The sequence below is a fragment of the Deinococcus maricopensis DSM 21211 genome (genome assembly GCF_000186385.1).
Lineage (GTDB): Bacteria > Deinococcota > Deinococci > Deinococcales > Deinococcaceae > Deinococcus_B > Deinococcus_B maricopensis.
Window position 1 is genome coordinate 768,320 of record NC_014958.1, and the last position, 26,443, is coordinate 794,762.

Annotated in this window: 23 protein-coding genes; 9 read left to right on the top strand and 14 right to left on the bottom strand. The window is 72.5% G+C overall.

The window, feature by feature from the left end; translation table 11 throughout:
- Positions 1–74: 74 nt before the first annotated feature.
- A complete protein-coding gene (locus DEIMA_RS03445; protein WP_013555839.1) occupies positions 75–1,631 on the top strand; it encodes a glycerol-3-phosphate dehydrogenase/oxidase in 1,557 nt (518 codons plus the stop codon).
- Between the two features lie 61 nt (positions 1,632–1,692).
- Here DEIMA_RS03445 and DEIMA_RS03450 read toward each other — a convergent pair whose 3' ends face one another.
- The 7 genes from DEIMA_RS03450 to ada form a co-directional block, all read right to left on the bottom strand.
- Positions 1,693–2,919, bottom strand: a complete 1,227-nt coding sequence (locus DEIMA_RS03450; RefSeq protein WP_043816424.1) for an aminopeptidase — start codon at positions 2,917–2,919, stop codon at positions 1,693–1,695.
- A 579-nt stretch (positions 2,920–3,498) separates the two neighbouring features.
- The gene (locus DEIMA_RS03455; protein ID WP_013555841.1) at positions 3,499–4,692 is read right to left on the bottom strand and encodes a VWA domain-containing protein; all 1,194 of its coding nucleotides are present in this window, start codon (positions 4,690–4,692) and stop codon (positions 3,499–3,501) included.
- A complete protein-coding gene (locus DEIMA_RS03460) occupies positions 4,689–6,923 on the bottom strand; it encodes a DUF5682 family protein (protein WP_013555842.1) in 2,235 nt (744 codons plus the stop codon). The genes DEIMA_RS03455 and DEIMA_RS03460 overlap by 4 nt, the downstream gene beginning before the upstream one ends.
- A complete protein-coding gene (locus tag DEIMA_RS03465; protein ID WP_013555843.1) occupies positions 6,923–8,011 on the bottom strand; it encodes an ATP-binding protein in 1,089 nt (362 codons plus the stop codon). The genes DEIMA_RS03460 and DEIMA_RS03465 overlap by 1 nt, the downstream gene beginning before the upstream one ends.
- Positions 8,008–9,525 carry a DUF5691 domain-containing protein gene (locus DEIMA_RS16730; RefSeq protein ID WP_013555844.1) on the bottom strand — a complete coding sequence of 506 codons (1,518 nt, stop codon included), beginning with the start codon at positions 9,523–9,525 and terminating at the stop codon, positions 8,008–8,010. Before DEIMA_RS16730 ends, DEIMA_RS03465 begins: the two co-directional genes overlap by 4 nt.
- Positions 9,518–10,813: an SWIM zinc finger family protein gene (locus DEIMA_RS03475; RefSeq protein WP_013555845.1), complete on the bottom strand. Its 1,296-nt coding sequence runs from the start codon at positions 10,811–10,813 to the stop codon at positions 9,518–9,520. The genes DEIMA_RS16730 and DEIMA_RS03475 overlap by 8 nt, the downstream gene beginning before the upstream one ends.
- Positions 10,814–10,912: 99 nt before the next feature.
- Positions 10,913–11,980, bottom strand: coding sequence for a bifunctional DNA-binding transcriptional regulator/O6-methylguanine-DNA methyltransferase Ada (gene ada / locus DEIMA_RS03480; RefSeq protein ID WP_013555846.1), 1,068 nt, complete (start codon positions 11,978–11,980; stop codon positions 10,913–10,915).
- Positions 11,981–12,105: 125 nt separating this feature from the next.
- Here ada and DEIMA_RS03485 point away from each other — a divergent pair, with 125 nt between their 5' ends.
- Positions 12,106–12,531, top strand: a complete 426-nt coding sequence (locus tag DEIMA_RS03485; RefSeq protein WP_013555847.1) for a secondary thiamine-phosphate synthase enzyme YjbQ — start codon at positions 12,106–12,108, stop codon at positions 12,529–12,531.
- A gap of 132 nt (positions 12,532–12,663) precedes the next feature.
- Positions 12,664–13,095, top strand: coding sequence for a DUF4383 domain-containing protein (locus DEIMA_RS03490; RefSeq protein ID WP_013555848.1), 432 nt, complete (start codon positions 12,664–12,666; stop codon positions 13,093–13,095).
- Positions 13,096–13,153: 58 nt separating this feature from the next.
- On the opposite strand, the gene DEIMA_RS03495 is transcribed toward DEIMA_RS03490, so the two are convergent.
- Entirely contained in the window at positions 13,154–13,657 is a 504-nt protein-coding gene (locus DEIMA_RS03495; protein ID WP_043816430.1) for a VIT1/CCC1 transporter family protein, read from the bottom strand.
- A gap of 92 nt (positions 13,658–13,749) precedes the next feature.
- On the opposite strand from DEIMA_RS03495, the gene DEIMA_RS03500 reads away from it, so the two are divergent.
- Positions 13,750–14,862 carry a nitric oxide synthase oxygenase gene (locus tag DEIMA_RS03500; protein WP_013555849.1) on the top strand — a complete coding sequence of 371 codons (1,113 nt, stop codon included), beginning with the start codon at positions 13,750–13,752 and terminating at the stop codon, positions 14,860–14,862.
- Between the two features lie 21 nt (positions 14,863–14,883).
- Here the strand turns inward: DEIMA_RS03500 and DEIMA_RS16735 are convergent, their stop codons facing one another.
- Positions 14,884–15,669, bottom strand: a complete 786-nt coding sequence (locus tag DEIMA_RS16735; protein WP_013555850.1) for an alpha/beta fold hydrolase — start codon at positions 15,667–15,669, stop codon at positions 14,884–14,886.
- A 29-nt stretch (positions 15,670–15,698) separates the two neighbouring features.
- On the opposite strand from DEIMA_RS16735, the gene DEIMA_RS03510 reads away from it, so the two are divergent.
- Positions 15,699–16,349: a winged helix-turn-helix domain-containing protein gene (locus tag DEIMA_RS03510; protein ID WP_013555851.1), complete on the top strand. Its 651-nt coding sequence runs from the start codon at positions 15,699–15,701 to the stop codon at positions 16,347–16,349.
- On the opposite strand, the gene mqnB is transcribed toward DEIMA_RS03510, so the two are convergent.
- Both mqnB and DEIMA_RS03520 read right to left on the bottom strand, forming a co-directional pair.
- Positions 16,342–16,959 carry a futalosine hydrolase gene (gene mqnB, locus DEIMA_RS03515; protein ID WP_043816431.1) on the bottom strand — a complete coding sequence of 206 codons (618 nt, stop codon included), beginning with the start codon at positions 16,957–16,959 and terminating at the stop codon, positions 16,342–16,344. The genes DEIMA_RS03510 and mqnB overlap by 8 nt on opposite strands.
- A gap of 23 nt (positions 16,960–16,982) precedes the next feature.
- Positions 16,983–18,854, bottom strand: coding sequence for a hypothetical protein (locus DEIMA_RS03520; protein ID WP_148234892.1), 1,872 nt, complete (start codon positions 18,852–18,854; stop codon positions 16,983–16,985).
- Positions 18,855–19,055: 201 nt separating this feature from the next.
- Here DEIMA_RS03520 and DEIMA_RS18160 point away from each other — a divergent pair, with 201 nt between their 5' ends.
- Positions 19,056–19,199: a hypothetical protein gene (locus tag DEIMA_RS18160; RefSeq protein ID WP_013555854.1), complete on the top strand. Its 144-nt coding sequence runs from the start codon at positions 19,056–19,058 to the stop codon at positions 19,197–19,199.
- 804 nt (positions 19,200–20,003) lie between these two features.
- Entirely contained in the window at positions 20,004–22,499 is a 2,496-nt protein-coding gene (gene hrpB / locus DEIMA_RS03525; RefSeq protein WP_013555855.1) for an ATP-dependent helicase HrpB, read from the top strand.
- 21 nt (positions 22,500–22,520) lie between these two features.
- On the opposite strand, the gene DEIMA_RS03530 is transcribed toward hrpB, so the two are convergent.
- From DEIMA_RS03530 to pxpB, 3 genes are read right to left on the bottom strand one after another with little or no spacing between them, the layout of a single operon-like run.
- A complete protein-coding gene (locus DEIMA_RS03530; protein ID WP_013555856.1) occupies positions 22,521–23,264 on the bottom strand; it encodes a 5-oxoprolinase subunit PxpA in 744 nt (247 codons plus the stop codon).
- Complete coding sequence (locus DEIMA_RS03535; RefSeq protein WP_013555857.1) at positions 23,251–24,228, bottom strand: 5-oxoprolinase subunit C family protein; 978 nt, start codon at positions 24,226–24,228, stop codon at positions 23,251–23,253. Before DEIMA_RS03535 ends, DEIMA_RS03530 begins: the two co-directional genes overlap by 14 nt.
- A complete protein-coding gene (gene pxpB, locus DEIMA_RS03540; RefSeq protein ID WP_013555858.1) occupies positions 24,225–24,848 on the bottom strand; it encodes a 5-oxoprolinase subunit PxpB in 624 nt (207 codons plus the stop codon). The genes DEIMA_RS03535 and pxpB overlap by 4 nt, the downstream gene beginning before the upstream one ends.
- A gap of 91 nt (positions 24,849–24,939) precedes the next feature.
- Here pxpB and DEIMA_RS03545 point away from each other — a divergent pair, with 91 nt between their 5' ends.
- Positions 24,940–25,815, top strand: a complete 876-nt coding sequence (locus DEIMA_RS03545; RefSeq protein WP_013555859.1) for an acyltransferase — start codon at positions 24,940–24,942, stop codon at positions 25,813–25,815.
- A gap of 52 nt (positions 25,816–25,867) precedes the next feature.
- Positions 25,868–26,437, top strand: coding sequence for a hypothetical protein (locus tag DEIMA_RS03550; protein WP_013555860.1), 570 nt, complete (start codon positions 25,868–25,870; stop codon positions 26,435–26,437).
- The last annotated feature ends 6 nt before the right edge of the window (positions 26,438–26,443 follow it).

The window sequence follows — 26,443 nt, forward strand, 5'->3', positions numbered from 1 at the left end:
TTACAGTATGAACATCTGTTCATCAAATATGATCATTTGTGCAGAAGGTTTCGTCCTCACCTAAGGAGCCACCCATGACCACCGACCCCCGCACCACCACCCTCAACGCCCTCAACGCCCACGAACCCTGGGACGTCCTCGTCATCGGCGGCGGCGCCAGCGGCCTCGGCGCCGCCGTCGAAGCCGCCACCCGCGGCTACAAGACCCTGCTCGTCGAAGCGTTTGATTACGCCAAAGGCACCAGCAGCCGCAGCACCAAACTCGTGCACGGCGGCGTCCGCTACCTCGCGCAGGGCAACGTCAGCCTGGTGCGCGAAGCCCTGCGCGAACGCGGCCTGCTGCGCCGCAACGCCCCCCACCTCGTCCGCGACCTCGGCTTCGTCGTCCCCGCCTACGACTGGTGGGCCGGCCCCTTCTACGGCATCGGCCTCAAGCTCTACGACGTCCTCGCCGGCAAACTCAACCTCGGCCACAGCAAACTCCTCGACCGCGACGCCGCCCTCGCCCGCACCCCCACCCTCCAACGCGAAGGCCTGCGCGGCGGCATCCTCTACTTCGACGGACAATTCGACGACGCCCGCCTCGCCATCACCCTGCTGCGCACCTTCGAGGACCACGGCGGCGTCGCCCTCAACCACGCCCCCGTCACCGGCCTCATCAAGGACAACGGCAAAGTCGTCGGCGCCCGCCTGCGCGACGCCGAAACCGGCCAAGAACACGAAGTCCGCGCGCGCGCCGTCATCAACGCCACCGGCGTGTTCGTCGACGCCATCCGCCGCATGGACAACCCCGAAACGCCCGACATGCTCAGCCCCAGCCAGGGCGTGCACGTCGTCGTGGACCGCAAATTCCTGCCCGGCGACAGCGCCATCATGATCCCCCGCACCGACGACGGCCGCGTCCTGTTCGCCGTGCCCTGGCACGACCACGTCGTCATCGGCACCACCGACACCCCCGTCCCCGAAGCCAGCCTCGAACCCAAACCCCTCCCCGAAGAAATCGAGTTCATCCTCCGCACCGCCGGACGCTACATGGACCCCGCCCCCACCCGCGACGACGTCCGCAGCGTCTACGTCGGCCTGCGCCCCCTCGTGAAGGCCGAAACCACCGACGGCGCCGGCAGCACCGCGCAACTCAGCCGCGACCACGTCATCCGCATCAGCGACAGCGGCCTCGTCACGCTCACCGGCGGCAAATGGACCACCTACCGCCGCATGGGCGAAGACGCCGTGGACCGCGCCGCCCGCATCGCCGAACTGCCCGAACGCCTCACCGTCACGCCCGCCCTGCACCTCCACGGCTGGAGCGAAGACGACCGCCCCGACCACTGGAAGGTCTACGGCACCGACGCCCCCCACGTGCAGGCCCTGCCCGGCGCCACCACCCCCCTGCACCCGGACCTCCCATACACCGAAGCGGAAGTCCGCTGGGCCGCCCGCAAGGAACAGGCCCGCACCGTCGAGGACGTCCTCTCACGCCGCACCCGCGCCATCCTCCTGAACGCTCGCGCCAGCAGCGAAGCCGCCCCCAAAGTCGCCGCGATCCTCGCCGAGGAACTTGGCCGCGACGCGCAGTGGCAGGCCGCCCAGGTCCACGACTACCAGACGCTCGCGCAGCAGTACCAGCTGTAGACCCACTGAAAACCACAGCAAAGCGGACGGGGCCTGCGCCCCGTCCGCTCGCGTCAGAGCCTCAGAAGGCCCACTCGCCGCCGCGCATCACCGGCTCGCGCTCACCGTCGGCGCGCACGCCATCCACATCCACCTGCGCGCTGCCGATCATCCAGTCCACGTGAATCAGGCTGTCGTTCCCGCCGTCCTCCGCGCGGACCTTCCCGCGCTCGAAGTTGAAATCGTACGCGCGGCCCAACGCGAGGTGAATGGCGGCGTTCTCGTCGAACAGCGTGTCGTAGTACAAGTGCCCGGTGCGCGCCACCGGCGCCGACGCCGGCACGAGCGCCACCTCACCCAGGTGCCGCGCGCCCTCATCCGTGTCCAGCAGCGCCGTCAGGACGTCCTGCCCCGTATCGCTCGTGGCCTCCACGACGCGCCCCCCCTCGAACCGCACGCGAATCCCACTGATGGTCGTGCCCCGCGCGATCAGCGGCTTCGTCGCCGTCGCCACGCCGTCCACGCGGTCCCGGTGCGGCGCCGTGAACACCTCGTCCGTCGGCAGGTTCGGCACGCCCACGACGCCGTTCTGCGCCGCCCACGCCCCCCCCGCCCACACGTGCCCGTCCGCGAGGCCCACCGTCAGGTCCGTGCCCGGCCCCGTGAACTGCAGCGCCGCGTACCGCCGCCCGTTCAGGTGATCGCGCACGCGCGCCAGCTGCTTCAGGTGCGCGTCCCACGCGGCCACCGGGTCCGCCTCGTCCGCGCGGCTCACCGTGAAGATCGCGTCCCACAACCGCGCCACGGCCTCACCGTCCGGCACGCCCGGGAAGACCTTGCGCGCCCAGCTCGCCACCGGCATCGCGCCAATGCTCCAGTTCACCGCGAACGCGCTCATCTTCTGGCCCACCGGGCGGCTCGCGATGGCCAGCGCCTTCGAACGCACCCCGATCCGCTCCGCGTTCACGCCGCCCAGCAGGTCCGGGTCGTTACCGGTCAACGTCAGGAACGCGTACCCATCCGCGATCTTGTGCAGGCGCTCCTCCGCGAACCACTCCGGCACGAACGCGACCGCGCCGTCCTGCCCGTCCGTCAGGCGGCTGCGGTCCAGGTGCTCGTCCACGTACCGCACGTCCACCTCGGCGGCGCCCGCACGGTACGCCTCGCGCGTGATGAGCCGCGCGAGTTCCACCGCGCCCACCGGCGCGCTCAGGTGCAGCTTCCCGCCCGGCTGCAGGTTCACGCCCACCCGAACGAGCAGACGCGCGTAATTCTCGAGCTTCTGCTCGAACGACAATGCATTGGTCATGCCGCCCACTGTAACCTTCCGTCCATGTCCGGCGGGGGTCACGCACCGCGTCACTCATGCCGCCCACCACCCCACGAGCGCACGTCCAGCGGAACACCGTCCGGGCAGGCCCCGAAGAGGCCGACGCCGCACCCTCGCTCCCAGAAGCGCCGCCCACCTCCGGTACGGTGACCGTGCCCGAGGGAGCAGGACCAGGACCCGGCGGCCGGAGGCTGGGAGAACCCGTCCCCCGGGGTGTACCTCCGCGTGAAGCACGACGCCCGCGGCGACCTGTAGAGGGAGCAGTCCGTCACGACAACCGACGACGCCTTCCTCCGGCTGGTGCAGCGCAATGAGGAAGAGCTCGTTGCCCTCAGGGAGGGAAGATGGGCACCGCCGATCAAAGGGGACGCGGACCTTCGCCGTGGGCCGCTGATGCGGTCGCTATCCATGCCCGGAAAGCGCGTGAAAGCGGCACCCACGCAGGTGCCCCGATCCACAGGAAGCAGGGCCGCCCCCGCCGGGGGTGGTCCTGCTTCCTGAACGCACATGCCGTGGGGGTCCGCGTGACTGTGGTGAGCGCCGCCCGGACCGCGCCCGCTACCCTTCGAGGCCCTCGTCGTGCACGACGGGCATGCCCCGCGCGGACGCCCACGCGCTCACGTCCTGCCGGCCCAGCGCGGCCGCCATCAGGTCCGGGAAGTGCTCGGGCGTGCACGCGAACACCGGGATCCCCATGCCCGCGAGCGCCGAAGCGTTCTGCCGGTCGAAGCTCGGCTTCCCGTTGCGGTCCAGTGCGAGCAGCACGACCACCTGCACGCCCATGTCCCGGAACTCCCGCAGGCGCCGCAGCATCTCCGCGCTGCCGGAGCCTTCGTACAGGTCGCTGATCAGCACGAAAATGCTCTCCTCCGGCTGCGTCAGCAGGTCCTTGCAGTACCGCAGCGCGAGCGGCGTGTCGTTCCCGCCGCCCAGCTGCACGCCGAACAGTACGTCCACCGGGTCCTGCAGCTGATCCGTGAGGTCCACGACCGCCGTGTCGTACACCACCACGTTCGTCTTGATGGCGGGCAGGCTCGCGAGGACCGCGCCGAACACGCCCGCGTACACGACGCTGTCCGCCATGCTGCCGCTCTGGTCGACGCATAGCGTCACGCTCCGCATCTGCCGCCGCGCGCGCGCGTACCCCACCAGGCGCTCCGGGATGATGGTCCGCCGGTCCGGCTGGTACGTGCCCAGGTTCGCGCGGATCGTGCGGCCCCAGTCGATGTCCCGCGGGCGCGGGCGGTTCGTGCGGGCCGCGCGGTTCAGCGTGCCGGTCACGGCGGCGCGCAGCGGCTCCTCCAGGCGGCGCGTGAGTTCGTCCGTCACGTGCCGCACCACGCTGCGCGCGCGTTCCTTCGCGGCGTCCGGCATCACGTCCTTGAGGCTCAGCAGCGTCACCGCGAGGTTCACGTCCGGCTCGACGGCGTCCATGAGTTCCGGCTCCAGCAGCAGCTGCTTCAGGTTCAGCCGCTCGATGGCGTCCTGCTGCATCACCTTCACGGTGCCCTGCGGGAACAGCTCCCGCACCTCCGCGAGCCAGCGCGCCACTTTCGGGGCGCTCTTGCCGCGCCCGACGTTCAGGCGGTCCTTGCGCTCCACCTCGCCGCCTTCCGCGTCGCCGTACACCGCGGCCAGGGCCGCGTCGATCCGCTCGTCCTGCCCGCCCAGCGCGCAGCCGGTCCCGTCGGCGCTGCCGCCGCCCAGCACCAGCCGCCAGCGCCGCAGGCGTTCTTCCGTTCCTGTGGTCATGCATTCACCCCCAGCAGCCTGAGCACGAACGGCACGGGCAGCGCCGACCGCGCCTCGTGGACCTCCACGACCTCACCGCCGCGCCGGTGCCCGCGCACCTGCTCCCCGAGTTCCCGGCGGTCCCCGACGCTGAGGCGCGAGAACACCCGCCGCAGCGGCGGCAGCACCCCCTCGAACGCCTCGTCCGGCAGGCCCGCCAGCCAGGTGTCCAGCAGGTTCAGCAGGCGCGCGTCGTGCAGCAGCAGCGTCGCGTCCGCACCGAGAAACCCGTCCAGCCACGCGCTCACCGCCACGGGCGAACGCGCGGGCGCCAGCGCCAGCCCCACGCGCGCGCGCACGTCGCCCTCCGCGAGCGTGCCCGCATCGCGCAGGCGGCGGGTCGCGTCGCCCAGCAGCAGGTCATGCGCGCCGTCCTGCCCGGCCAGCTCGTGCAGCGCCGCGAGCCACACGCCCTGGCACTCCTCGTCGTTCACGAGCCGCACCGCCGCGTCCGCGTCCGCCACGACCCGCACGAGCGCCTGCGCCGCGTCGTCCGCGAGGTTCAGCGCCGCGCCCGGCAGGTTCAGCGCGCCGCGCGTGAGCAGCGTGCGGAACACCTCCAGTGCGCCCTCGTCCTCCTCGCGGGAGCGCACGTCCCCGTACCGCGCGAGCCGCGCGAGCGGCGGCAGCGCGCCCAGCAGTTCCGCCGCGTCCGACGTGGCCGCCCCGCGCGCGTCCAGCTGCGCGAGCGCCACGCGCGCCGCGTCCCGCAGGTTCGCGGCGCGCACGTCCTCCAGCAGGCCCGTAAGTTCAGGGAGGGTCCGCGCCGCCCGCGCCACCTGCGCCGCGCGCGCATTTGCGGCGCGCACGACCGTCCCGCCGTACCGCGAGGCCTCCACCAGGCGCACCGCGAACTCCGGCATCCACTTCAGCGCCCACGCCTCCTTGAACGTGCCGCGCCCGCCCACGTACCGCCGCTCACCCCACGGCACGCCCAGCACGTTCAGGCGGTGCAGGAACACACTCCGCGCCAGCCCGGCATCCTCGCGCAGGTCGAGCGTCACCTCGCGCACCACCGTTTCCGGCTTGAGCCGCAGGGTCTTTTGCTGCGCGGCCACGTCCTGCGCGAGCGGCACGCTCGGCACGTCGGTCGGCACGACCCCCAGCGCCGTGCCGATCACCAGTTCCTGCTCGATCAGCTGCAGGGGCGCGTCACTCACCCACGTGAACACGGCGCGCGCCGCCTCCATCAGCTCCGGCAGGCCCGCGAGCGGCAGCCCGCGCAGCGCCGCGAGCGCCTCGGCCAGGCGCGACGCCTCGATCACGTGCGCGCTCGAAATGTCCACGCCGCGCCCGCGCAGCATCCGCGCCGCCTCGGTCAGCCACGTCTCCACGGGCCGCGCGTGCCCGGCCCACAGGTGCGCGTACCACCCGGGCGAATGCACGCCCGCGCCGTACCCGCTCGCGTACGTGAGGCGGTCATGCGACCACGGCACCCACGTCACGCTCGTCTTCACCTTCGGCAGGCCCTTCAGGAGTGCCGCGTCCTCCTTCGCCCTGCCTCGGGCGTCCAGGTCCTCCAGCGCGGGCGCGTGCCACGCGCCGCACACGACCGCCACGCGCTGCGCGCCCGCTTTGAGCGCCGCGCGGATCGTCTGGCGCATCTGCGCTTCGCGTTGCGCCTCGCGTTCCGGCAGGTCATGGTCCTCGCGCGCCACGCGCATCAGGTCCCGCACCGCCGCGAACACGTCCTCGCCGCTCGGCGCGGCTTCCGCGAGTGCTTCCCACCACCGCTCGAAGTCCGTGAAGCCCGCCGCGCGCGCCATGGTGCCCAGCGGGTCCCGGCGCAGCAGGTCGGCTGGGGAGGGCTCGGCAGGCACCGCCTCGTTTTCCGTGGTGTCCTGAGGGGCTTCCGGAACATCCCGCTCGGCGAGCGTCACGCTCGACGGCAGGTCCATGAAGCCCGCGCGCACCCCGCGCTGCAGCGCCCAGCGGAACGCCACGAACTCCGGGCTGAACGCCGCGAACGGGTACATCACGCTGCGGCCCTCCTCGCCCGGCACGTACGCCAGCAGCGCCACCGGCGGCACCAGCGCCTCGTGCGCCAGGAACGGCAGCAGCGCGTCCGCGTCGGCGGGGCCCTCCACCAGCACCACGTCCGGCTGCAGCGCCTCCAGCGCGCCCAGCAGGCTGCGCGCCGACCCGGGGCCGTGGTGCCGGATGGGGAACACCTGCACCGCCGCGTCGGGCATCAGCCTACCTCGCGGCAGGCGCTGTAGAAGTCGCCCCAGCCGGCGCGTTTCTTCATGGCGGTTTCCAGGTACTCACGCCAGATGACGGGGTCCTGCGCGGGGTCCTTGATGACGGCGCCCGTGAGGCTCGCGGCGAGGTCGTGCGCGGTGGGGGTGCCGTCGCCGAAGTGCGCGGCGAGCGTGAGGCTCTGGTTCATGACGCTGATCGCTTCGGCGGTGCTCAGCGTGCCGCTCGGGGATTTCAGGGTGGTTTTGCCGTCGAGGGTGGCGCCGCCGCGCAACTCGCGGAACACGGTGATGACGCGCCGCACCTGCTCGTGCGCGGGGGGCACGTCCGGCAGGCCGAGCGCGCGCCCGAGCTGCTGCACCCGCTGCGTGACGATGCTGACCTCCTCGTCGAGCGTGGCGGGGGTGGGCAGGACGACGGTGTTGAAGCGGCGCTTCAGGGCGCTGGACAGTTCGTTCACGCCCTTGTCGCGGTTGTTGGCGGTGGCGATCATGTTGAAGCCGCGCGTCGCCTGCACCTCGGTGCGCAGTTCCGGCACGGGGAGGGTCTTCTCGCTGAGGACGGTGATGAGGGTGTCCTGCACGTCGCTCGGTACGCGCGTGAGTTCTTCGAGGCGCGCGATCTTGCCTTCGCGCATGGCGTGCATGACCGGGCTTTCCACGAGGGCCGCCTCGCTGGGGCCGTCTGCGAGGAGGCGCGCGTAGTTCCAGCCGTAACGGATGGCTTCTTCGCTGGTGCCGGCGGTGCCCTGCACGAGCAGGGTGCTGTCGCCGCTGATGGCGGCGGCGAGGTGTTCGCTCACCCAGCTTTTCGCGGTGCCGGGCACGCCGATCAGCAGCAGCGCGCGGTCCGTGGCGAGCGTGGCGACGGCCACTTCCATGAGGCGCTGGTCGCCGACGTATTTGGGCGTGATGACGGTGCCGTCCCCGAGGGTGCCGCCCATCAGGTACGTCACGACGGCGCGGGGGCTGAGGTTCCATTTCGGCGGGCGCGGGTGCGTGTCGTGCTGCGCGAGCGCGGTGAGTTCGTGGGCGTAGGCGTGTTCGGCGTGCTGGCGGAGGACGTTCGGGGTGGGGGTCATGCGGGCTCCTTGAGGTCGAATGCCGCCAGAATCTCGCGGCGGAGAAGCAGGGTGTGGGTGAGGTCGTTCCACTGCTGGCGGGCGTCGTCGGTGACGTTGTCCGGCAGGTCCGGCAGGTCCGGCAGGGGGGTGTGGACGCTGGCGTTCACGGCGGCGTCCCCCACGGCGGACGCCCAGCGCCAGCGGAAGCTGTAGTCGGGGCGTTGCTGGGGGGATGGCGCGTCGCGCGGGGCGGTGCGGGCGAGGGCGGCGACGGCGGCGGCACTCACGCGGGCGTTCCACGGGGCGGGCAGGTGGTGCAGGCCGCTGTGGTGCCCGTCGTGCCAGTTGGGGGTGCCTTCCAGCCACGCGAGGACGTGCGCTTCGAGGTCCGCGGGCGGCAGGTGCGCGATGAGGTCATCGGCGGCCTGGTGGCGGCGGGTTTTGGTGAGGGCCTGCGCGAGGTCGCCGCCGGGAGCGTTCGCGTGCGCTTCTTCGAGGGCCTTCAGGGCGTTGAGCTGCACGGCGCGCCGCACGGCGAGCGCCGCGTCCGGCCCGAGGACGTTCAGGACCGCCTGCGGGTGCATCAGGGGCAGCAGGGCGCGCAGGGCGTCGTGCGCCTTGAGGGGGCCGGCGGGCAGGTCGTCGCGGTGCGCGTCCGCGTCGGGCACGTAGTCGTTCAGGGTGGGTTTGGTGTCGCGCAGCGGGTTGAGTTTCGCGAGGCCTGTCGCTTCGGGGGGGAGGCGCACGAGGGCGCGCAGGCGGGCTTCCATGCGCGCCTGGTAGGCGGTGCCGGGCAGGCGCCGGAGGAGCTGCGCGGCGAGCGCCTGCGCGTTCTTGTTGCGGCCGGCGCGGGCGGCGTCCAGCGTGGCTTCGAGGGTGGCGTCGGCGTCGTCGAGGGTGCCCAGCAGGACGCGCAGCAGCCGTTCCTGCATTTCGCCGCGTTCCTGCGGGAAGCGCGCGGCGAGGAACGTGCGGGCGGCGTCCGGGTCGGCTTCGCGGGCGGCGCGGAACAGTTCCTCACGTACGGCGGGCGTCGCGTTCGTCCAGGTGTCCTCGTCGGGGAGGGCGGCGGGCAGCGCGAAGCGCCACTGCGGGTTCTGCCGGGCGAGCCAGGTGCCGCGCGCGCCCAGGACGGGCCGCACGGCGCGGCGGACGTCCGGGTCGCTGGCGGTGAGGTCCAGCACGTCCGGCAGCCAGCGGGCGGGGAGGTGCTGTCCGGCGGCAGTGCAGGCGCCCAGCCACGCGAGCAGCATGGGGCGCTGCGCGAGCACGGTGCCGAGCAGCGCGGCGGCGCGGTCGCTGACGGGCGGGGTGGGTTCGGGCGGGGCAGGGGCGGTGGGCTCCTGCGGGGCGGGGCGGGTGGTGCGTCCGGCGAGACGCGCGGCGCCGAGGACGGCGGCGCGGTCCAGCAGGGCGAGGGCCGCGTCGTTCCGTGCGGGCAGCGCGGGTTCGTTCGGGGTGCGTGGGGGGAGGGGGGCGCGGGCGGTGCCGAGCGCCGCGGCCTGCCGCAGGGCTGTCCAGGCGTCAGTCATGGTGGACCTCCAGCAGGCTGAGGGGCGTGAAGATCGCGCCGTCCCACTCGCCGAAGCAGGTGAGGGCCTGCCCGCCGCCGAGGGCGTGCAGGCGGAACAGGTCGTGGTCCGTGCCGCCCAGGGGGAGCGCCTGCCCGCGCGCGTCCACGAGGTGCCAGGGCGCGCCGGGCGCGAAGCGCACGCGGGTGACGTGGTGCGCGCTGCGTTCCAGCCAGGGGTTGCGGGCGAGTTGCGCGGCGTGCCGGTCGAGCACGTCGTCCAGGTGGCGTTCGGGAAGGCGGACGTCGAGGGGACGCGGGGCGCCCGTTTCGCCAAGGAGGGCGCGTTGCGGGTGGGCGGTGGCGGGGAAGTGCACGCTGGCGTGCACGGTGGTGTGGGCCATCAGGCCGGGCGGGAGGGGGCGGCCCTGCGGCGCGAAGTCCAGCAGCAGCGCGTCGCGGTTGGTGGTGGCGTCGTGCAGCCAGGTGCGCCGGACCGTGAGGTGATCCTCGGCGATGACGAGCTGCCCGAGCACGTGCCAGTCGGTGGTGATGGGGGGCTGCGCGAGGATTTCGGCGGCGTCGAACGGGTAGCCGACAGCGCTGCGGACCTCCTGCGCCTCTTCGGGCGTGAGGGTGGTCAGGTTTGCCCAGGCGCGGCACAGCAGGTGCAGGCGGCCCAGGTGCATGAGCAGCGCGTCCGGGTGGCTGAGCAGGGCGGGCGTGTGGCGGACGAGGCGGGCGGCGCCGGGGGCCTGCGCGTCGATGAGGCGCGCGGCCTGGGTGTCCCAGTCGCTGTAGGGGCGGTGTTGCGCGGCGGCGAGGCCGCCTTCGATCAGGTCGCGCAGGAAGAGGGCGAGGCCGTCGAGGCCGGCGGTGACTTTGGCGTCGCGGGCGGCGCGGCGTTGATTGGCGGCGGGGGCGCTGGCGTGCTCGGCGGCCCGGGTGGCCTTTTCGGTTTTCTTCTCGGCGCGTTCGCTGCGGCCGGTGAGCCAGGTCTGGATGGCGTCGGGGGGGGTGGTGGTGCCGAAGTGCCCGGGGTGGGTGGCGCGCAGGAGCATGAGGGCGAGGGCGTGTTTGCAGGGGAACTTGCGGCTGGGGCAGGAGCATTTGCTGGCGCCGCCCGCGTCGCGGAGGTCCACGGCGGTGAGGTAGGGGTGTTTGCCGCTGCCCTGGCATTCGCCCCACAGGGCGTGGTCGGTGGCGTGCAGGGTGGGCCATTTGGTGGGGGTGGCGAGGCCGCGGGCGTTTTTGGCGCTGCTGGCGTCGGGGGCGAGGGTCAGGATGCTGTCGGGTGTGAGTTCGACCAAGGCGTCACCTGCTTCGTAAATCCAAATCTATATTACGCTTAGAACGTAACACAGTTCGGATTCCACGTCCAGCGTACCCGCCACCCCCACCCCCGGCGCTCAGGGCGCCGCGCCCACCTGCCCCACCACCTCCGCCCGCTCACGCTCCAGCAACGCCCGCTTCCGCTCCACACCCCAGCGGTAACCGCTGAGCGCCCCACCACTCCGCACCACCCGGTGACACGGCACCACCAGCGCCAGCGGATTCGTCGCGCATGCCCGCGCCACCGCCCGCACCGCCGCCGGCGCCCCGATCATCGCCGCGACCTGCGCGTACGACCGCGTCTCCCCGTACGGAATGTCGCGCAGCGCCGCCCACACCCGATGCTGAAACGCCGTGCCCGGTGCGTCACTCGCCAGCGGCAACGCCCGCTGCACGCCCGCCAGATGCGCCTGCAGGGCCTCCACATACGCGCCCACCGCCTCGGCGGAGCGCTCCAGCGCCGCGTTCGGGTACTCCCCGCGCAGCTCCCGCTCCAGCGCGTCCGCCTCCCCGAACCGCACCGCCACCAGCCCCCGCGCCGTCGCGGCCACCAGCATCGGCCCCTGCGCGCTCTCCGCCACCGTGAAGGCAATGCGCTCCCCCGCCCCGCCCGCGCGGTACGCGCCCGGCGACATGCCCAGCTGATCGGTCGCGCGGTCGTACAGCGTGCGCGGCGACGCGTGCCCGGCGTCATACAGCGCCACCGTGACGCTCGCACCCTCACTCAGCCGACGCTTCAACCGCTCCGCCCGCCGCGCCATCGCGTACTGCTTCGGACTGACCCCCACGGCCGCCTTGAACACCCGCTGCAGATGAAACGCACTCACCCCCACCGCCTCCGCGAGCTGCGCGAGCGTCGGCGTGGGCTCAGCCGTGTCGAGCAGCTGCTGCACCTGCAGCACCACGGCCTGCCGGACGTGCACCTCATTGGGCGTGCAGCGTCGGCACGGCCGGAACCCGGCCCGCTCAGCGGCGTCCGCCGCCTCGAAGAACGTCACGTTCTCCCGGCGCGGCCGACGCGACGGGCAGGAAGGACGGCAATAGATGCCGGTGGTGCGCACGGCGTACAGGAACAGCCCATCCTGCGCGGCCTCACGCTGCACTACAGCCTGCCATCGGTCTTCGTCCAGCAACGCTCTCGTCATACGCCTCCTCGGACCCTCAGCGTAGCGAGGCGCCCGAACCGGCACCATCCGTTTCTTGCGGTCAAATTCAAATCCGCCGCCCACCGGACAGGCGCGCCGCGCGGTGGCAAGATACCCCTTGACGCATGTGGCATCAGACGACCCTCACCCTCCCGCCCCGCCCGCGCGGCTTTCACCTCATCACCCGCGACGTCCAGGTGGCGCTGCCCGAACTGCGGCAGGTCCGCACCGGCCTGCTGCACGTGTGGATTCAGCACACCAGCGCCAGCCTCACCGTCAACGAGAACGCCAGCCCGGACGTGCGCCGCGACTTCGAGCGGTACTTCAACCACGCCGTGCCCGACGGTTGGCGCGCCTTCGAGCACACCCTTGAAGGGGACGACGACATGCCCGCCCACATCAAAGCCAGCCTGCTCGGCCCCTCCGTCACACTGCCCGTCCGGCACGGCGCGCTGGCGCTCGGAACCTGGCAGGGCCTCTACCTGTGCGAGCACCGCGACCACGGCGGCCCCCGCACCCTCATCCTGACCCTGCACGGCGAACGGACCTGAGCCGCCCCCGGCGCCGCCCATGCATAAAAGCACCGTGAGGGCCACCGCGAACACACCCGCGCGCGCACGCGCCTACGATGACCGGGAGAAGGCAGGCTGGGGGCGACCCGTGGCCGGCCCCAGGAGGAGCACATGGTACGGACGTTTGCGCTCATCATCGGCATCATCTACCTCCTCGTGGGGATCATGGGATTCATTCCCAGCCTCGTGTCCGCGCCCACCGGCCCGGACCTCGTCGTGCACGCCAACCACGGGCGCCTGCTCGGCCTGTTCCCGGTGAACCTCACGCACAACCTCGTGCACCTCGCCATTGGCGTGTGGGCGCTCGCCGCGTCCCGCTCGTTCAGCGGGTCCGTGGGCTTCGCGCGGGGCCTCACCGTGCTGTACGGCCTTCTGGCGATCATGGGCCTGATCCCCGGCCTGAACACCATGTTCGGCCTCGCTCCGCTGCACGGCAACGACGTGTGGCTGCACGCCGGCCCCGCCGCCGTCGCCGCGTACTTCGGCTGGGTGGCGGCCCGGCGTGACGCCCCCGCCGACACCGGCACGCACCGTCACGTCTGACGCGGGCTGATGGGGCGCGCCGGGGCGAGCCCCGGCGCGCCTGCTGTGGTGGGCGGGCTCAGGCCGCGCCGAGACGCCCGAGCCACACGCCCACGCCGAACACCACCGCGCCGCCCACAATCACCTGCGTGATCGTCTGCGCCAGGGGGCTGCGCATGTAGCGGTAGCGGATGAACGCGATGACGAGCAACTCCACGACCACAACCGCGTACGCGAGCGTCAGGGCGGCGCGCAGGTCGGCGAGCAGGAACGGCAGGGTGTGCAGCATCCCGCCCACGATGGTCGCGAAGCCCGTGATGACGCCGCGCGCTGTGGGATGCCCGCGCCCGGACAGGACGCCGTCGTCACTAAGGGCTTCGGCGAGGCCCATGCTGATGCCCGCCCCGACGCTCGCCGCGAGGCCCACGTAGAACGCGTCGAGGGGCTTGCCCGTGAGGCCGGCGGTGGCGAACAGCGGCGCGAGGGTGCTGACGCTGCCATCCATCAGGCCGAGCAGGGCGGGCTGGATCTTCTGCAGAATGAAGGCCTGAGCGGGCGTGGACGTCGGCGAGGGCGAAGTCATGCCCCCCACTCTACTCCTTATTGGGAAAAATTCCTGATAAGGAGATTCAAGGGGACATTCCGCCGCGCGCCCAGCCGCCACACTCGAACGACATGGCCCTGCCCGCGCCTACCCACCCCCACGCGCGCACCGAAGCCAGGCGCTACCTCACCCAATACCACCACGAACGCGCCCTGCCCGGCCTGCACGACCGTCTCCACCAGCTCGACCACGACCTCCACACCCACGGCACCCCCACCCTCACCACCGACGAACTCACCTACGGCGCCCAACTCGCCTGGCGCAACAGCAACAAATGCATCGGCCGCCTGTACTGGCCGTCCCTGCACGTCCGCGACCTCCGCCACATCCACCACCCCGACGACATCTTCACGCACCTCGTCGAGCACCTCCGCCACGCCTGGAACGGCGGACACCTCCGCCCCACCATGAGCGTCTTCGCGCCCGGCGTCCGCCTCGTGAACGACCAACTCATCCGCTACGCCGGCTACCGCCAGCCCGACGGCCGCATCATCGGCGACCCCAAAAACGTCCCCCTCACCGACTTCCTGCACCGCCACGGCTGGACCGGCGGCCCCCGCACCCCCTTCGACGTCCTGCCCATCGCCATCCAGGCGCACGGACGCACCCACCTCTACACCCTCCCGCCAGACGCCGTCCACGAAGTGCCCATCACGCACCCGGACGCCCCCCGCATCGCCGAGCTCGGCCTGCGCTGGCACGCCCTCCCCGCCATCAGCGACCTCGCCCTCAGCGTCGCCGGCCTCACCTACACCTGCGCGCCCTTCAACGGCTGGTACATGGGCACCGAAATCGCCGCCCGCAACCTCGCCGACACGGACCGCTACAACACCCTGCCCGCCGTCGCCCGCGCCCTCGGCCTCGACACCCGCAGCGAACGCACCCTCTGGCGCGACCGCGCCCTTGTCGAACTCAACGTCGCGGTCCTGCACAGCTTCGACACGCACGGCGTCAAAATCGAGGACCACCACACCGCCACGCGCCGCTTCGTGCGCTTCGAACACAAAGAAGCGCAGGCCGGCCGCGCCGTCACCGGCCGCTGGTCCTGGCTGGTACCTCCCCTCAGCCCCGCCACCACCCCCGTATGGCACCGCACCTACACCGACACCCTCGTCACCCCCAACTTCCTCCCGCAGGCGCCCGCGTGGTCCGCCGAACTCCTGCGCCGCTGCCCCTTCCACTGACGCCCGGCCCGGGACCCACGCTCAACGCGCCCCGGCAGGCAGAGGCCGCAGATCGCCCGGCAGGGCCGCCCCGCCCCACCATGCCCGCAGTGCCCCCACCAGCAGGTCCGGGCGGCGCCCCAGCCACGCGTGATCCCCGCCCGGCACCACCGCCCCCCGCGCCCCCGGCACCCACGCCACCAGGTCCTGGGCCGACCGGACATTAAGCGCGCCCTCACGCGCGCCCACCAGCACCAGTGTCGGCACGCCCGGCCCCGGCCCGCCCGGCACGCGGAACGCCACGCCCTCCTCCAGCACCGCCCGCAGGGCCTCCGCTGTCAGCCCCAGCTGCTCACGCACGAACACCTCGCGGAACGCCTCCGGCACGCCCAGCAGGCGCGCCTGCACCGCCAGCACGCGCCGCCGCCGCACCCACCCACCCACCTGCAACGACGCGCCCACGAACGCCCGCTCGAACGGCACCGGCCGCGCCGTCACCCCGATCAGCACCGCGCTGCGCACCACCTCCGGGTGCGCCGCCAGCAACCGCGCCGCCACCGCCCCGCCCAACGAATGCCCCACCACATGCGCCGCCCCCTCCGGCACCTGCGCCCGAATAAACGCCGCCACCGCATCAGCCGCGCCCGCCACCCGGAACGGCCCCTGCGCGCCACTCCCCCCCAGGCCCGGCAGGTCCGGCGCGAACGTCCGCATGCCCGGAAACGCGCCCAGCACGTCCGCCCACATCCAACCCGACACGGCCGCCCCGTGCAAAAACACCACCGCCGGACCACCCGCCACGCCACCCTCACGGAAGAACAAACCCATACCCGCAGTGTCCGGGTACCCTACCGGAAATGACACCCCCCGATTCCGGTAGCGTCACCGTCCGCGACGAACCCACCGCGCACGCCCTCCTCGACCCCCGCACCCCCCGCATCCTCGGCGCCTTCTGGGACGCCCCCCGCAGCGTCAGCGACGCTGCCCGCCACCTCGGGATGCCCCTCGACCACCTGCTGTACCGCGTGCGCCGCCTCGAAACCCTCGGCCTGCTCCACGCCCCCACCCGCCAACCCCGCCAGGGCCGCCCCATCAAGCTCTACCGCACCACCGCCAGCGCCTACTTCGTCCCCTTCGAAGTCACCCGCCACGACACCCTCGAAACGTACCTCGCCGCCGCCGAACGCGACGTCATCCACCTCGTGCAACGCAACGTCACCCGCGCCCTGCGCGCCGCCGGCGACCACTGGGGCCTGCGCATCGCCCGCGGCCCCGACGGCCACATCCACACCAAACTCGCCCGCCAGGCCGACCAGGACTGGACCATGACCGACGACGGCCCCGCCCTGCTCTCCTTCGTGTACCCCACCCTGCACCTCGACGACCCCGACGCCAAAGCCCTCCAGGCCGAACTGCTCAGCGTCTTCAGCCGCTACGCCGCCCGCACCGGCGCCCGCCCCTACCTCTGCCAGATGGTCCTGTGCCCCGTCACCGACCCCCTCAGCTAACCAGCACCGCCAACGCCCCCCGCACCGCCCGCAACGCCGCACCAATCTGCCACGACGCCCGGTCCCGCGGACCCACCCAGTTGCTCACCCCCCGCACCTCCACCGCCGGCACCCCCGCCAGGAACGCCGCGTGCGCCACGCCCGCCCCCTCCATCCCCTCCATCACCGCGTCCGCATAACGCGCGCGCAACGCCGCCGCCGACCGCGCACTCCCCGTTGCCGTCTCCACCGTCACGAACGCCCCCAACGGCGCCCCCAGACGACCCGCGAACGCCGCCGCCCCCGACCACGCCGGAAACACCCCCACGTTCCCCGGCGCGACCTCCAACCCCAACGCCCCCAACGGCAGGAACGCCTCCCCGTCCTCCGCGCCCAGCTGCCCGTACACCATGCGCGACGACACCGCCACCCCGCCCAGCGCCGCCCCGCACCCCTCGAACGCCCCGCCGATCCCCGCGCTCACCACCAACGCCGCCCGCCCGGACGCCAACGCCCCCGCCGTCGCGAGCGCCGCCGCCACCGCCCCCACCCCACTCACGACCACCCGCACACCCAGGTCCCGCAACAAGGCCGCCTCACCCTCCGTCGCCACCACCACCAACACGTCCATCCCGCCAGGGTACGGCACGGCGCTCAGTTCGTCAGACGGTTCCATTCCGCCACGTACGCGGCCAGCTCAGCGGGCGAACTCACGATGCGCGCGGCACGCAGGCGCCGCTCCGCGATCTCTACTGCGTAGGGGTCGACCCGCAGCGCCTGGTTGCCCAGCAGCACCACCCGTGACCACTCGTGCGCGGCCTCGGCCTCACCAATGAGGCGTTCAAGCGTCAGAAGCAGTGTCGTGCGCACACGGTCGCGCATGCCGTCCACCCATTCACTGCCCGAGAAGCCCGGCAGAAACTCCCCACGGTACGCGGCGAGCGCACCCGCCACGTTCCCCTCCGACGCGAACTTCAGGGCCCGCTGGGAATCCAGCGTCACGGCCACCTTGCGGCTGAGGGTGTACCTGGGGGCCCGGTAGGGCCCTTCGGACAGCAGGACGTCGCCCCCCAGCCCTTCCCGGATGGCCTGCAGGCATTTCCGGACATACGCTCCCGCGCTTTCCGGTTCCCGGTCGGGGAACAACGCGGCCTGCACGTCCCCTCGGGTGCTGCCCGGGTGCAGCGCCAGATACACCAGAACAGGCACGACGCCCGCGACGCTGAAGGACACGGGCACGCCATTTTTCAACGCGGACTGCTGACCCAGCGTCAGGAGTTCCAGCGTCGACGACGGTGCGAACACGTCTGCAGGCATCGCCCCGCTGAGGTCCGCGAGATGCTCCATGACGCTGGGAAGGTACGGCGCCATTTCCGGTTGCAGCGAAGCGTAGTACAGCAGTTCGCTCAGCTCCTCCAGCTCCGGACGGATGCTGGTAGGCCCCCGTCCGCCTGCGATTTCGAGCAGGCCCTCAATGGCCGGCAGGAGGTCGTGCCCGCAAGCCTTGAAGTCGTTCAGCAGGTAATGCACGTACGCAATGTGCAGCTGCGCGCGGACGGACGTATACCGCGACTGGGCGGCTTCGGCGAGACTCGCCACTTCACGGAAGCGCCGCAGCGCGCCGAGCAGGTCGCCGCGCCGCCGCGCCATCAGGGCTTCCAGCAGCCGCGTTTCCATACTCTTGTGCGGGTACTGCTGGTTGAGGTCCAGCAGAAGTTTGATGGCCTCGGCGTGGTGCCCCGAAACGGAATGATGATCGGCGAGCCGAAGCGTGGCCCACTCGATCATCTGGTACTCGCCCAGCTGCAGGGCCTCGTGGCGGATGTCCTCAAGAAGCGCGAAGTAGTCCTGGTAGCTCCCGAGAATCAGGTGCAGTTGGGACTGCCCGATCTTGGCGTACAGCAACATGCGTGGGCTGCCGAGGTCGCGGGCGCCGGCGTGCAGCAGCCGGATCAACTCCTCGGCCTTTTCCACGTTGCCGGTTTCCAGTTCGATGTTAAGCAGGTTGTACATCGCAGACAGGTAAGGGAGTTTGTCGCTCGCCTGTTCAAGCGGCAGCAGGGACTGATCGATGATGGCTTTTGCCTGCCCGTGTTGCCCCGAAGCGAAGTAGATGCTGGAGATCATCACCCGGACCCGCAGGGCGATCTGCGGCAGTTGGGCGGTTTCGTAGCCGTGCAGAGCGCTGGACAGCCGCTCAAGGGCGTCCTCGTGCCGCCCCCCCTGATACAGGGCGGCACCCAGCCAGCGCAGGCAGGCGTAGTGGTGCAACCCGGAGGTTCGGGGGAGCACCTGCTGGAGGTGCTCGATGGCCTCCACCGTGCGGCCGCGGACACGCAACAGGTTTCCGTATTCCACGGACGCCTCGATTTCCCCGTGCTGATGGGCCTCAAGCAAATAAGGCTCGCACTCCTCAAATCGGGCGGTGCGGAACAGGCTCACGCCAAGGAGGGCTTTTTCTCGGAACGTCAGCTCATCTTTCGAGCTCAGAAGATCAATCGTCGATTGATAATCGAAGTCGTTCAAGCACTCAACGTTGTTGCTCTGAGCCATGGTTCCCTCGACGGACCGCTAGATGAAGCAGTTGGCTGTACCACCTGGGGTGTCAAAGCCCTACGAACTGCCAACAGAAGCCATCCTCTCTGAGTGTAGCGACGGAATCGGATGATGCTCGGATGAATGTCCACAATAGCCGTAACATCCTTTAGTACAGAAAGGCGGGTCGAAATGAAACCACTGAAAGCCCTGACGCTCGTGCTCTCGCTTCTGCTGTGCGGCGCAAGTCTCGCGCAGGCCACCGCTCCCACGACATTCGCGCCCATGAACTCCAGTGGTGGCGGAGGCATCCCCATCGACCTGGGCACGAACTAAGGGGGCAGGTATGCCGGGACGGGAAACGAGCCCAGTATATAAGCCCACTACCGCACCCATCGACTCTCGCGTGCAGCCCCGAGCTCAGGCCGCCGGCCGCACACTCCCGCCGCGCACCGACGCGTATGGCGTCCGAGTAGACTCGCTGCTGCTCGTCCATATGCCGGTGTTCTACGAACTGGAGTGACCCCGCGAAATTCGCGCTCAGGCGCACAGAAGTTCAACGCAGGAAAGACGTCGCAGGGTTCCTGGCGCCGCATCGAGGCCCACCTGTAGGACGTCCGGCTGACTGCGCACGCGCTGAAGAAGTCGGGGGGCTTCCCAGCCGCAGCGCCATGCGACCAGCACTGCCACGTGGCGCAGGAGCACCACGCCGGCACGGCCTGCGCAGTCAGCCTGAAGATCGCGGCGACCACCCTTGCAGGCCTCAACACCTGCCGAACGGTCCGGGGGGACCCGTTCACCATGGTTGCCGTTCAGGTGCACGGACCGCTACACTTGCGCTCACTTCGCAGGTCCGCACCATTTTGGCGTGGGGGGTTAACCGCGCTCGGGCCCATCAGGCGATTGCTTTCCTGCACTCGACTCCGCGTCGAGCGCGCAGAAGCAACGCCCGCCCGAAGGCCGGTGAGACCGTGGCCTCGCCCTACTCCTGGAGGGTGAGGGGGGAAAACTGGCGTCGTGCCGCAACGGGAACCGGGGGGGACTCGTGATCGCGAACGTTCGCTGGCGTCAAGCCGCCGAGGAGTCTCCTCGGCGGCTTTCGCGTACAGGAGCGGCCGCTAGAATGCCCGCGTGACGCCCATGGACCTGCCTGTGTTCGAGACCCTGCCGGCGCTGCGTGCGGCGCTCGCCGAGCACCCGCTGGTGATACTGCAGGCGCCGCCCGGCGCGGGCAAGAGTACCGGGTTGCCGCTGGCGCTGCTGAATGAGCCGTGGCTTGCGGGCCGCAAGGTGCTGCTGCTGCAGCCGCGCCGCGTGGCGGCCCGCGCGGTCGCGGCGCGCCTCGCGGAGTCCCTCGGGGAGGCAGTGGGCGAGACGGTCGGGTACCGCGTGCGGTTCGAGTCGCGCGTGGGGCCGCGCACGCGGCTGGAGGTCATTACGGAAGGCATCCTGACGCGGGATCTGCAGCGCGACCCGGAGCTGCCGGGCGTGGGGCTGGTGATGTTCGACGAGTTTCACGAGCGGAGCGTGCAGGCGGACGTGGCGTACACGCTCACGCGGGAGGTGCAGGGGGCGCTCCGCGACGACCTGCGCGCGCTCGTGATGAGCGCGACGCTCGCGCCGGACCTGCCGGCGCGTCTGGATGCGCGCGCGCCGCTGATCGTGTCGGAAGGGCGCGCGTACCCGGTGGAGGTGCGGTACGCGGCGGCGGACGCGCAGCCACCCGTGGCGGGCGCGGTGTCCGCGACGGTGCGGCGCGCGCTGGCGGACACGGACGGGGACGTGCTGGCGTTCCTGCCGGGCGTCGCGGATATTCGCGCGGCGCAGGCGCTGTTGGGGGACGTGGGGCCGGGCGTGCGGGTCCTGCCGCTGTACGGGGACCTGCCGCTGGAGGAGCAGCGCCGGGCGTTGCTGCCGGACCTGGAGGGGCTGCGCCGTGTGGTGCTGGCGACGAACATCGCGGAGACGAGCGTGACCCTTCCGAACGTGCGGGCGGTGGTGGACGGTGGGTTCTCGCGGCGCGCGCAGTTCGATCCGGGGAGTGGCCTGACGCGGCTGGTAACGGCGCGCGTCACGCGGGACGCGGCGGATCAGCGGGCGGGCCGTGCGGGGCGCGTGGCACCCGGCGTGGCGTACCGGTTGTGGACGGCGCGGACGCAGCCGCTGCTGGGGGCGGCGCGCGCGCCGGAAATCATGGACGCGGACCTCGCGGGCGTCCTGCTGGACCTGGCGCAGTGGGGCGTGACGGACCCGGCGGCGCTCGCGTGGCCGGACGCGCCGCCCGCGCGGCACTGGGCGGCAGCGCGCGCCCTCCTGACGGAACTGGGCGCTCTGGACGATGGTGGGCGGCTCACGCCGCACGGGGCGCGGCTGCTGACGTTCCCGACGCATCCGCGCCTCGCGCATCTGCTGGCGGTCGCGGCGGAGCGCGGTCTGGGGGCGCTCGCGGCGGACGTGGCGGCGTTGCTGGAGGAGCGCGACCCGTTCCCGCGTGGGAGCGGCGCGGACCTGACCGCGCGCGTGGACGCCTTGCGCGCGCACCGCGGGGGGCGGCGCACGCCGGGCGACCGGGGCGTGCTGGCGCGTGCGGAGCAGCTGGCGCGGCAGTGGCGGCGGGCGCTGGGGGCCGCGCAGGATGACCGTCCGGCGGACGCGTTCACGGTGGGCCTGTTGGTGGCGCTCGCGTACCCGGAGCGCGTGGCGGGGGCCCGCGCGAGCGGCGCGGGCCGGTACGTGCTGGCGGGCGGGCGCGGCGCGCGCCTTGCGGACGGTGACTCGCTGCTGGGTGAGCCGTTCCTCGCGGTGGCGCACCTCGACGCGCGGGACGCAGACGGGACCGTGCACCTCGCGGCGCCGTTGCCGCTCGCGGCGCTGGAGGCGCGCAGCGTGCCGGTGGACATCGTGCGGTGGGATGAGCGGACGGGCGCGCTGCTCGCGCACCGCGCGTGGCAGGTGGGCGCCGTGACGCTGCGTGAGGAACGCCTGGAGAAGCTCGCGCCGGAAGCGCGGGCGGCGGCAGTGGCGCAGGGCCTACGCGCGGCTGGCCTGGGCGCGCTGCCCTGGTCGGACGCGGCGGTGCAGTTGCGGGCGCGCGTCGCGTCCCTGCGCGCGTGGCGCCCGGACCTGGACCTCCCGGACCTGGGGGACGCGGCGCTGCTCGGCACGCTGGACGTGTGGCTCACGCCGCACCTCGGGGGTGTCCGCACACGCGACGACCTCGGGCGCCTCGACACCTTCACGCTGCTGCAGGCGCTGGTGCCGTGGGACGCGGCCCGCACGCTCGATGACCTGACGCCCACGCACCTGACGGTGCCGAGCGGCAGCCGCGTGCGCCTCACGTACCATCCGGACGGGGCCGCGCCGGTCCTCGCCGTGAAGCTGCAGGAGCTGTTCGGCCTGGCGGACACGCCCGCCGTGAACGCGGGGCGCACGCCGGTGCTGCTGCACCTGCTGTCCCCGGCGGGCCGGCCTGTGCAGGTCACGCAGGACCTCCGCTCGTTCTGGCAGGGCGGATACTTCGAGGTGCGCAAGGACCTGCGCGGCCGGTACCCGAAGCACCCGTGGCCCGATGACCCGTGGACGGCGACGCCCACGAAACACACCAAGAAGCGCCTGGAGCGCGAAGGGAACGGCTGAGGCCGGGGCCGGCGTGCGCGTTCAGTGCGGCGCGGTGACGCGCACGCCGGCGGCGGCCAGCGCTTCGCGGAGCGCGCGGGCGAGCGGCGCGGCTTCGGCGCCGTCGCCGTGCAGGCACAGCGTCCCGGCCGGGACGCGGACGACCTGACCGTCTGGCGTGAACGCCTGCGCCTGCGTGGCGATGCGCACCGCCTGCGTGATCGCGGCGTCGAGGGGCAGCAGGTCGCCGGGCTGGCCGCGCGGGACGAGCGTGCCGTCCGCCAGGTACCCGCGGTCCGCGAACGCCTCGCCGACCGGCGTGAGGCCGGCGGTGTGCGCCGCGCCCAGCATCACGCTGGCGTCCCCGGCGAGGCCGTAGTACAACGGCACGCCCGCGTCGGCGGCGCCCTGCGCGATGGCGGTGGCGAGCGCCGCATCCTGCGCGGCCATGTTGTACAGCATGCCGTGCGGTTTGACGTGCGTGAGCGTCGCGCCTTCCTGCACGGCGACGGCGCGGAGGGCCTCCACCTGCGCGCGCACGAACGTCCGCACTTGTTCCGGCGGGAGGTGCAGGGCGCGGCGCCCGAAGCCCTCGCGGTCCGGGAAGCCCGGGTGCGCGCCGATGCTCACGCCGTGCTGCAGCGCGAGGCGGACGCTGCGGCGCATGGTGTCGGCGTCCCCGGCGTGGCCGCCGCACGCGATGTTCGCGCTGGTGACGTACGGCATGACGCCCGCCTCGTGCGGACTGCCCTCGCCGAGGTCCGCGTTCAGGTCAATGCTCAGCATGGCTGAGTGTACCGGGCCGCGCGGCCGGGTTCGCCCAGTGCCAGCGGAGCGCGGCCTCGGCGGTGCGCAGGTCGTGTTCCAGGGCGCGCAGCGCGGCGGTGGCGACCTCGGGCGTGACGGGCACGAACGTCACGCGGTCGCCGGGGCGCAGGTGCGCGAGGCGGTGCCGGTCCGCGCGGATCACGCCGAGGGGCTGCGGGTAGCCGCCGTGCGTGCCCGCGTCGTTCAGCAGCACGATCGGCTGGCCGTCCGGGGGGAGCTGGACGCCGCCGAGCAGGTTCGCCTCGCTCGCGCGGCCTGCCTGCGTGGGCGCAGCCACCGCCTCGCGCAGGCGGGCGCCCATGCGGTCCGCCTGCGCGCTCACCGTGAACGTGCGGCCCAGCAGGGCGCGCAGGACCTCCGGGGTGGCCTCGGAGGTCGGGCGTACGCGCAGGCGCACGTGGCGCGCGGGCCCGCTGCGCAGCGCCGGGTCAATGGCCGCGCGGGGGGGTGGGCCGGCAGGCGCCGTCGCCCACGGCAGGACGTCCCCGCGGGCGAGCGGGCGGCCCTCGAAGCCGCCGTACCCGCCGCGCACGTCCGTGCTGAGGCTGCCCAGCACCGCTCCCAGCGGCAGGGCGCCCCGCACGGCGAGCAGGGTGCGCCCACCCGCGGGCGCCCCGCCGAGGTGCAGGGTGCCGCCGGCGGGCACGGGCACGGCCCGCCAGTGGGGGAGAGGCGCGCCGCCCAGCGTCGCCTCGAACGGCGCGCCGCACAGGGCCACCACGCCCCCCTCGGGAAAGTGCAGCGTCGGGCCGCTGAGCGTGACCTCCAGCGCCGCCGCGCCCGCCGGGTTCCCGACCAAGGCGTTACTCAGGCGCAGCGCCACGCCGTCGAGCGCGCCGCACACGGGAAAGCCCAGGTGCCGCGCGCGCCGCCCGGCGTCCTGCACGGTCGTGAACGTGCCGGGCCTCAGCACCCGGATCACCCCTGCACCTCGAAGCGGACGGTGTCGCCGTCACGCAGGAGCGTGGGCGGCTCGCGGTGCGGGTCGAACAGGCGCGCGGCCGTCCGGCCGATCAGGCGCCACCCGCCGGGCGCCGCGAGCGGGTACACGCCCGCCCACGGTCCGCCGAGCGCCACGCTGCCCGCCGGGACGACCGTGCGCGGCGCGGGCAGGCGCGGCATCTGCAACTCCGGCGGGGTGCCCGTCAGGAACACGAATCCGGGCGTGAACCCCAGGAACGCCACGCGGTACGTCGCGCCCGTGTGCCGCGCGATGACCTCCGGGACGCTCAGGCGTGCGTGCTCGGCCACCCAGCCGAGATCCGGGCCGTCGTACACCACCGGAAGCACGACGGTGCGCGCTGCCGTCGGGTCCGCTTCGGGCGGGAGGGCGGCCGCGTGGGCGTTCAGGGCCTCCCGGACGGTTGGCAGCGTCGTGACCAGCGGGTCGAATGTGACGAGCAGCACGCCGAGCGCCGGGATGGCCTCCTCGAAGCCCGGGAACGGCGCGGCGCGCACGGCGCGCGCGAGGGGCGCCGCGTGCGGCGTGAGGACGCGGGCGGCGCCGTCGCCGTGGGCCGTGACGGTCAGGTCGCTGGGCATGGGTGAGGTTCAGCATACCCACTCGGCAGACCACTTTGAAAAGTAAACCTCCTCGCGTGACGCGTGGGGCCCGAGTGGTACACTCGCCGTCATGCCGTGGCTCAGAGACCTCCACATCGACGCTGTCGCCGAAGGGGAATACACCGACTTCCTGACCTCCCTCGACGCGCGCCTGTGTGACGCCACGACGAACCGTGACGAACTCGTCCGCGACCTCCTCGCGTACTTCACGTATGGCCGCGACTACGCCGTCCTCCGCGCCGACGCGCCCATCGCCGCCCTGAACCTCGACCCGCGCAACGTCACCCTCGAAGCGGAATACTACGCTGCCACCGACCAGGAACGCTTCGCGCGCGTCAAACCGCTGCTGTGGCTCTGGAAGGGCGTGGACCTCACGCCCGCCGGGCAGAACCCCAGCTTCGGCATTCCGTTCCGCCGCGTGCTCGCGCAGCACGTGTTCGCGCGCGTCGGCGAGAACTTCAAGTGCTGGCAGAACGTCGAGTTCTCCGTCGGGTACAACATGGAAGTCGGCGACCACGTGGTTGTGCACCGCCACGTCCTGCTCGACGATATCGGCGGCATCGAACTGCAGGACGGTGCGAGCGTCAGCGACTACGCGAACATCTACAGCCACACGCACAGCGTCCTGAACGGCCCGGACGTGACCCTGCGCAAGACCATCATCGGGCGCGGCGCGCGCATCACGTACCACAGCACCATCCTCGCCGGCAGCGTGGTGAGCGACGACGCGATGATCGCCACCGGCGCGCTCGTGCGCGGCGACGTGCCCCCGCACGCCATTGCCATGGGCGTGCCCGCGCGCGTCACCCGCTACAAGGTCCGCGAGCCGCGCGCGGAGTACGGCGTGGACAGCCGCACCCGGGCGCCCGAACCGGCCCGCAAAGCGAACAGCGACTACCCGGACCCCACGCCCGTCCAGACCCGCCACCCGCAAAGCGGCGAGTGAAGGCCCGGGACCGCCTGCACAGGCGGCCCCGCTGGTTTACCCTGAGCGGAGCATGACGAACGCCGCCCCCCCCACCGCCGGGACCGTGCGTGAGCGCGCGTGGGACGCCCTCGCGCGCGCTCACGCGGCCGTGTACCCGCTGCCACCGCACGGGCACCACCCGAACTTCCGGGGTGCGCGCGCCGCCTGCCAGCGGCTGCTGAGCCACCCGGACTTCACGCGCGGCCCCCTGCTGATCGGCGCGGAACGCACCCTGATGCCCGCGCGGAAGCTCGCGCTGGCCGCCGGGCTGAGCATCATCGTCCCGGACGTGCGCGGGCGCGGGTACTACCGCGTCACCGACGAGGCCGGCGCGGACCTGCGCCGCCTGCCCGCCCTGGGCGAACGCACCGACGACCTCGGCAGCGTGACCGCCGTGATTCTCGCGAGCGCCGTCGTCGCGCGGGACGGCGCTCGGCTCAGCAAGGGCTTCGGGTGGGGCGCGCACGGTACCCCTCTCAACGTCCCGCACGGCACCGTCGCGCACCCGCTGATGCTGCTCGGCGCCCTCCCATGCGTAGCCGACAGCTTCGTGCACGTGATTGCCACGCCGCAGGAACTGCTCGCCCCACGCGAGCGGTAACCCGTA

Coding starts and splice junctions, on each gene's coding strand:
- pxpB (WP_013555858.1), bottom strand. CDS start 24,848: ATGCCCAGCGACCTGACCGTCACGGCCCACGGCGACGGCGCCGCCCGC.
- DEIMA_RS03495 (WP_043816430.1), bottom strand. CDS start 13,657: ATGACTTCGCCCTCGCCGACGTCCACGCCCGCTCAGGCCTTCATTCTG.
- DEIMA_RS03460 (WP_013555842.1), bottom strand. CDS start 6,923: ATGCCCGACGCGGCGGTGCAGGTGTTCCCCATCCGGCACCACGGCCCC.
- ada (WP_013555846.1), bottom strand. CDS start 11,980: ATGACGAGAGCGTTGCTGGACGAAGACCGATGGCAGGCTGTAGTGCAG.
- DEIMA_RS03465 (WP_013555843.1), bottom strand. CDS start 8,011: ATGACCCCCACCCCGAACGTCCTCCGCCAGCACGCCGAACACGCCTAC.
- DEIMA_RS03545 (WP_013555859.1), top strand. CDS start 24,940: ATGCCGTGGCTCAGAGACCTCCACATCGACGCTGTCGCCGAAGGGGAA.
- mqnB (WP_043816431.1), bottom strand. CDS start 16,959: ATGGACGTGTTGGTGGTGGTGGCGACGGAGGGTGAGGCGGCCTTGTTG.
- DEIMA_RS03490 (WP_013555848.1), top strand. CDS start 12,664: ATGGTACGGACGTTTGCGCTCATCATCGGCATCATCTACCTCCTCGTG.
- DEIMA_RS03530 (WP_013555856.1), bottom strand. CDS start 23,264: ATGCTGAGCATTGACCTGAACGCGGACCTCGGCGAGGGCAGTCCGCAC.
- DEIMA_RS03500 (WP_013555849.1), top strand. CDS start 13,750: ATGGCCCTGCCCGCGCCTACCCACCCCCACGCGCGCACCGAAGCCAGG.
- DEIMA_RS03510 (WP_013555851.1), top strand. CDS start 15,699: ATGACACCCCCCGATTCCGGTAGCGTCACCGTCCGCGACGAACCCACC.
- DEIMA_RS03550 (WP_013555860.1), top strand. CDS start 25,868: ATGACGAACGCCGCCCCCCCCACCGCCGGGACCGTGCGTGAGCGCGCG.
- DEIMA_RS03485 (WP_013555847.1), top strand. CDS start 12,106: ATGTGGCATCAGACGACCCTCACCCTCCCGCCCCGCCCGCGCGGCTTT.
- DEIMA_RS03450 (WP_043816424.1), bottom strand. CDS start 2,919: ATGACCAATGCATTGTCGTTCGAGCAGAAGCTCGAGAATTACGCGCGT.
- DEIMA_RS03445 (WP_013555839.1), top strand. CDS start 75: ATGACCACCGACCCCCGCACCACCACCCTCAACGCCCTCAACGCCCAC.
- hrpB (WP_013555855.1), top strand. CDS start 20,004: ATGGACCTGCCTGTGTTCGAGACCCTGCCGGCGCTGCGTGCGGCGCTC.
- DEIMA_RS16735 (WP_013555850.1), bottom strand. CDS start 15,669: ATGGGTTTGTTCTTCCGTGAGGGTGGCGTGGCGGGTGGTCCGGCGGTG.
- DEIMA_RS18160 (WP_013555854.1), top strand. CDS start 19,056: ATGAAACCACTGAAAGCCCTGACGCTCGTGCTCTCGCTTCTGCTGTGC.
- DEIMA_RS16730 (WP_013555844.1), bottom strand. CDS start 9,525: ATGACTGACGCCTGGACAGCCCTGCGGCAGGCCGCGGCGCTCGGCACC.
- DEIMA_RS03455 (WP_013555841.1), bottom strand. CDS start 4,692: ATGACCACAGGAACGGAAGAACGCCTGCGGCGCTGGCGGCTGGTGCTG.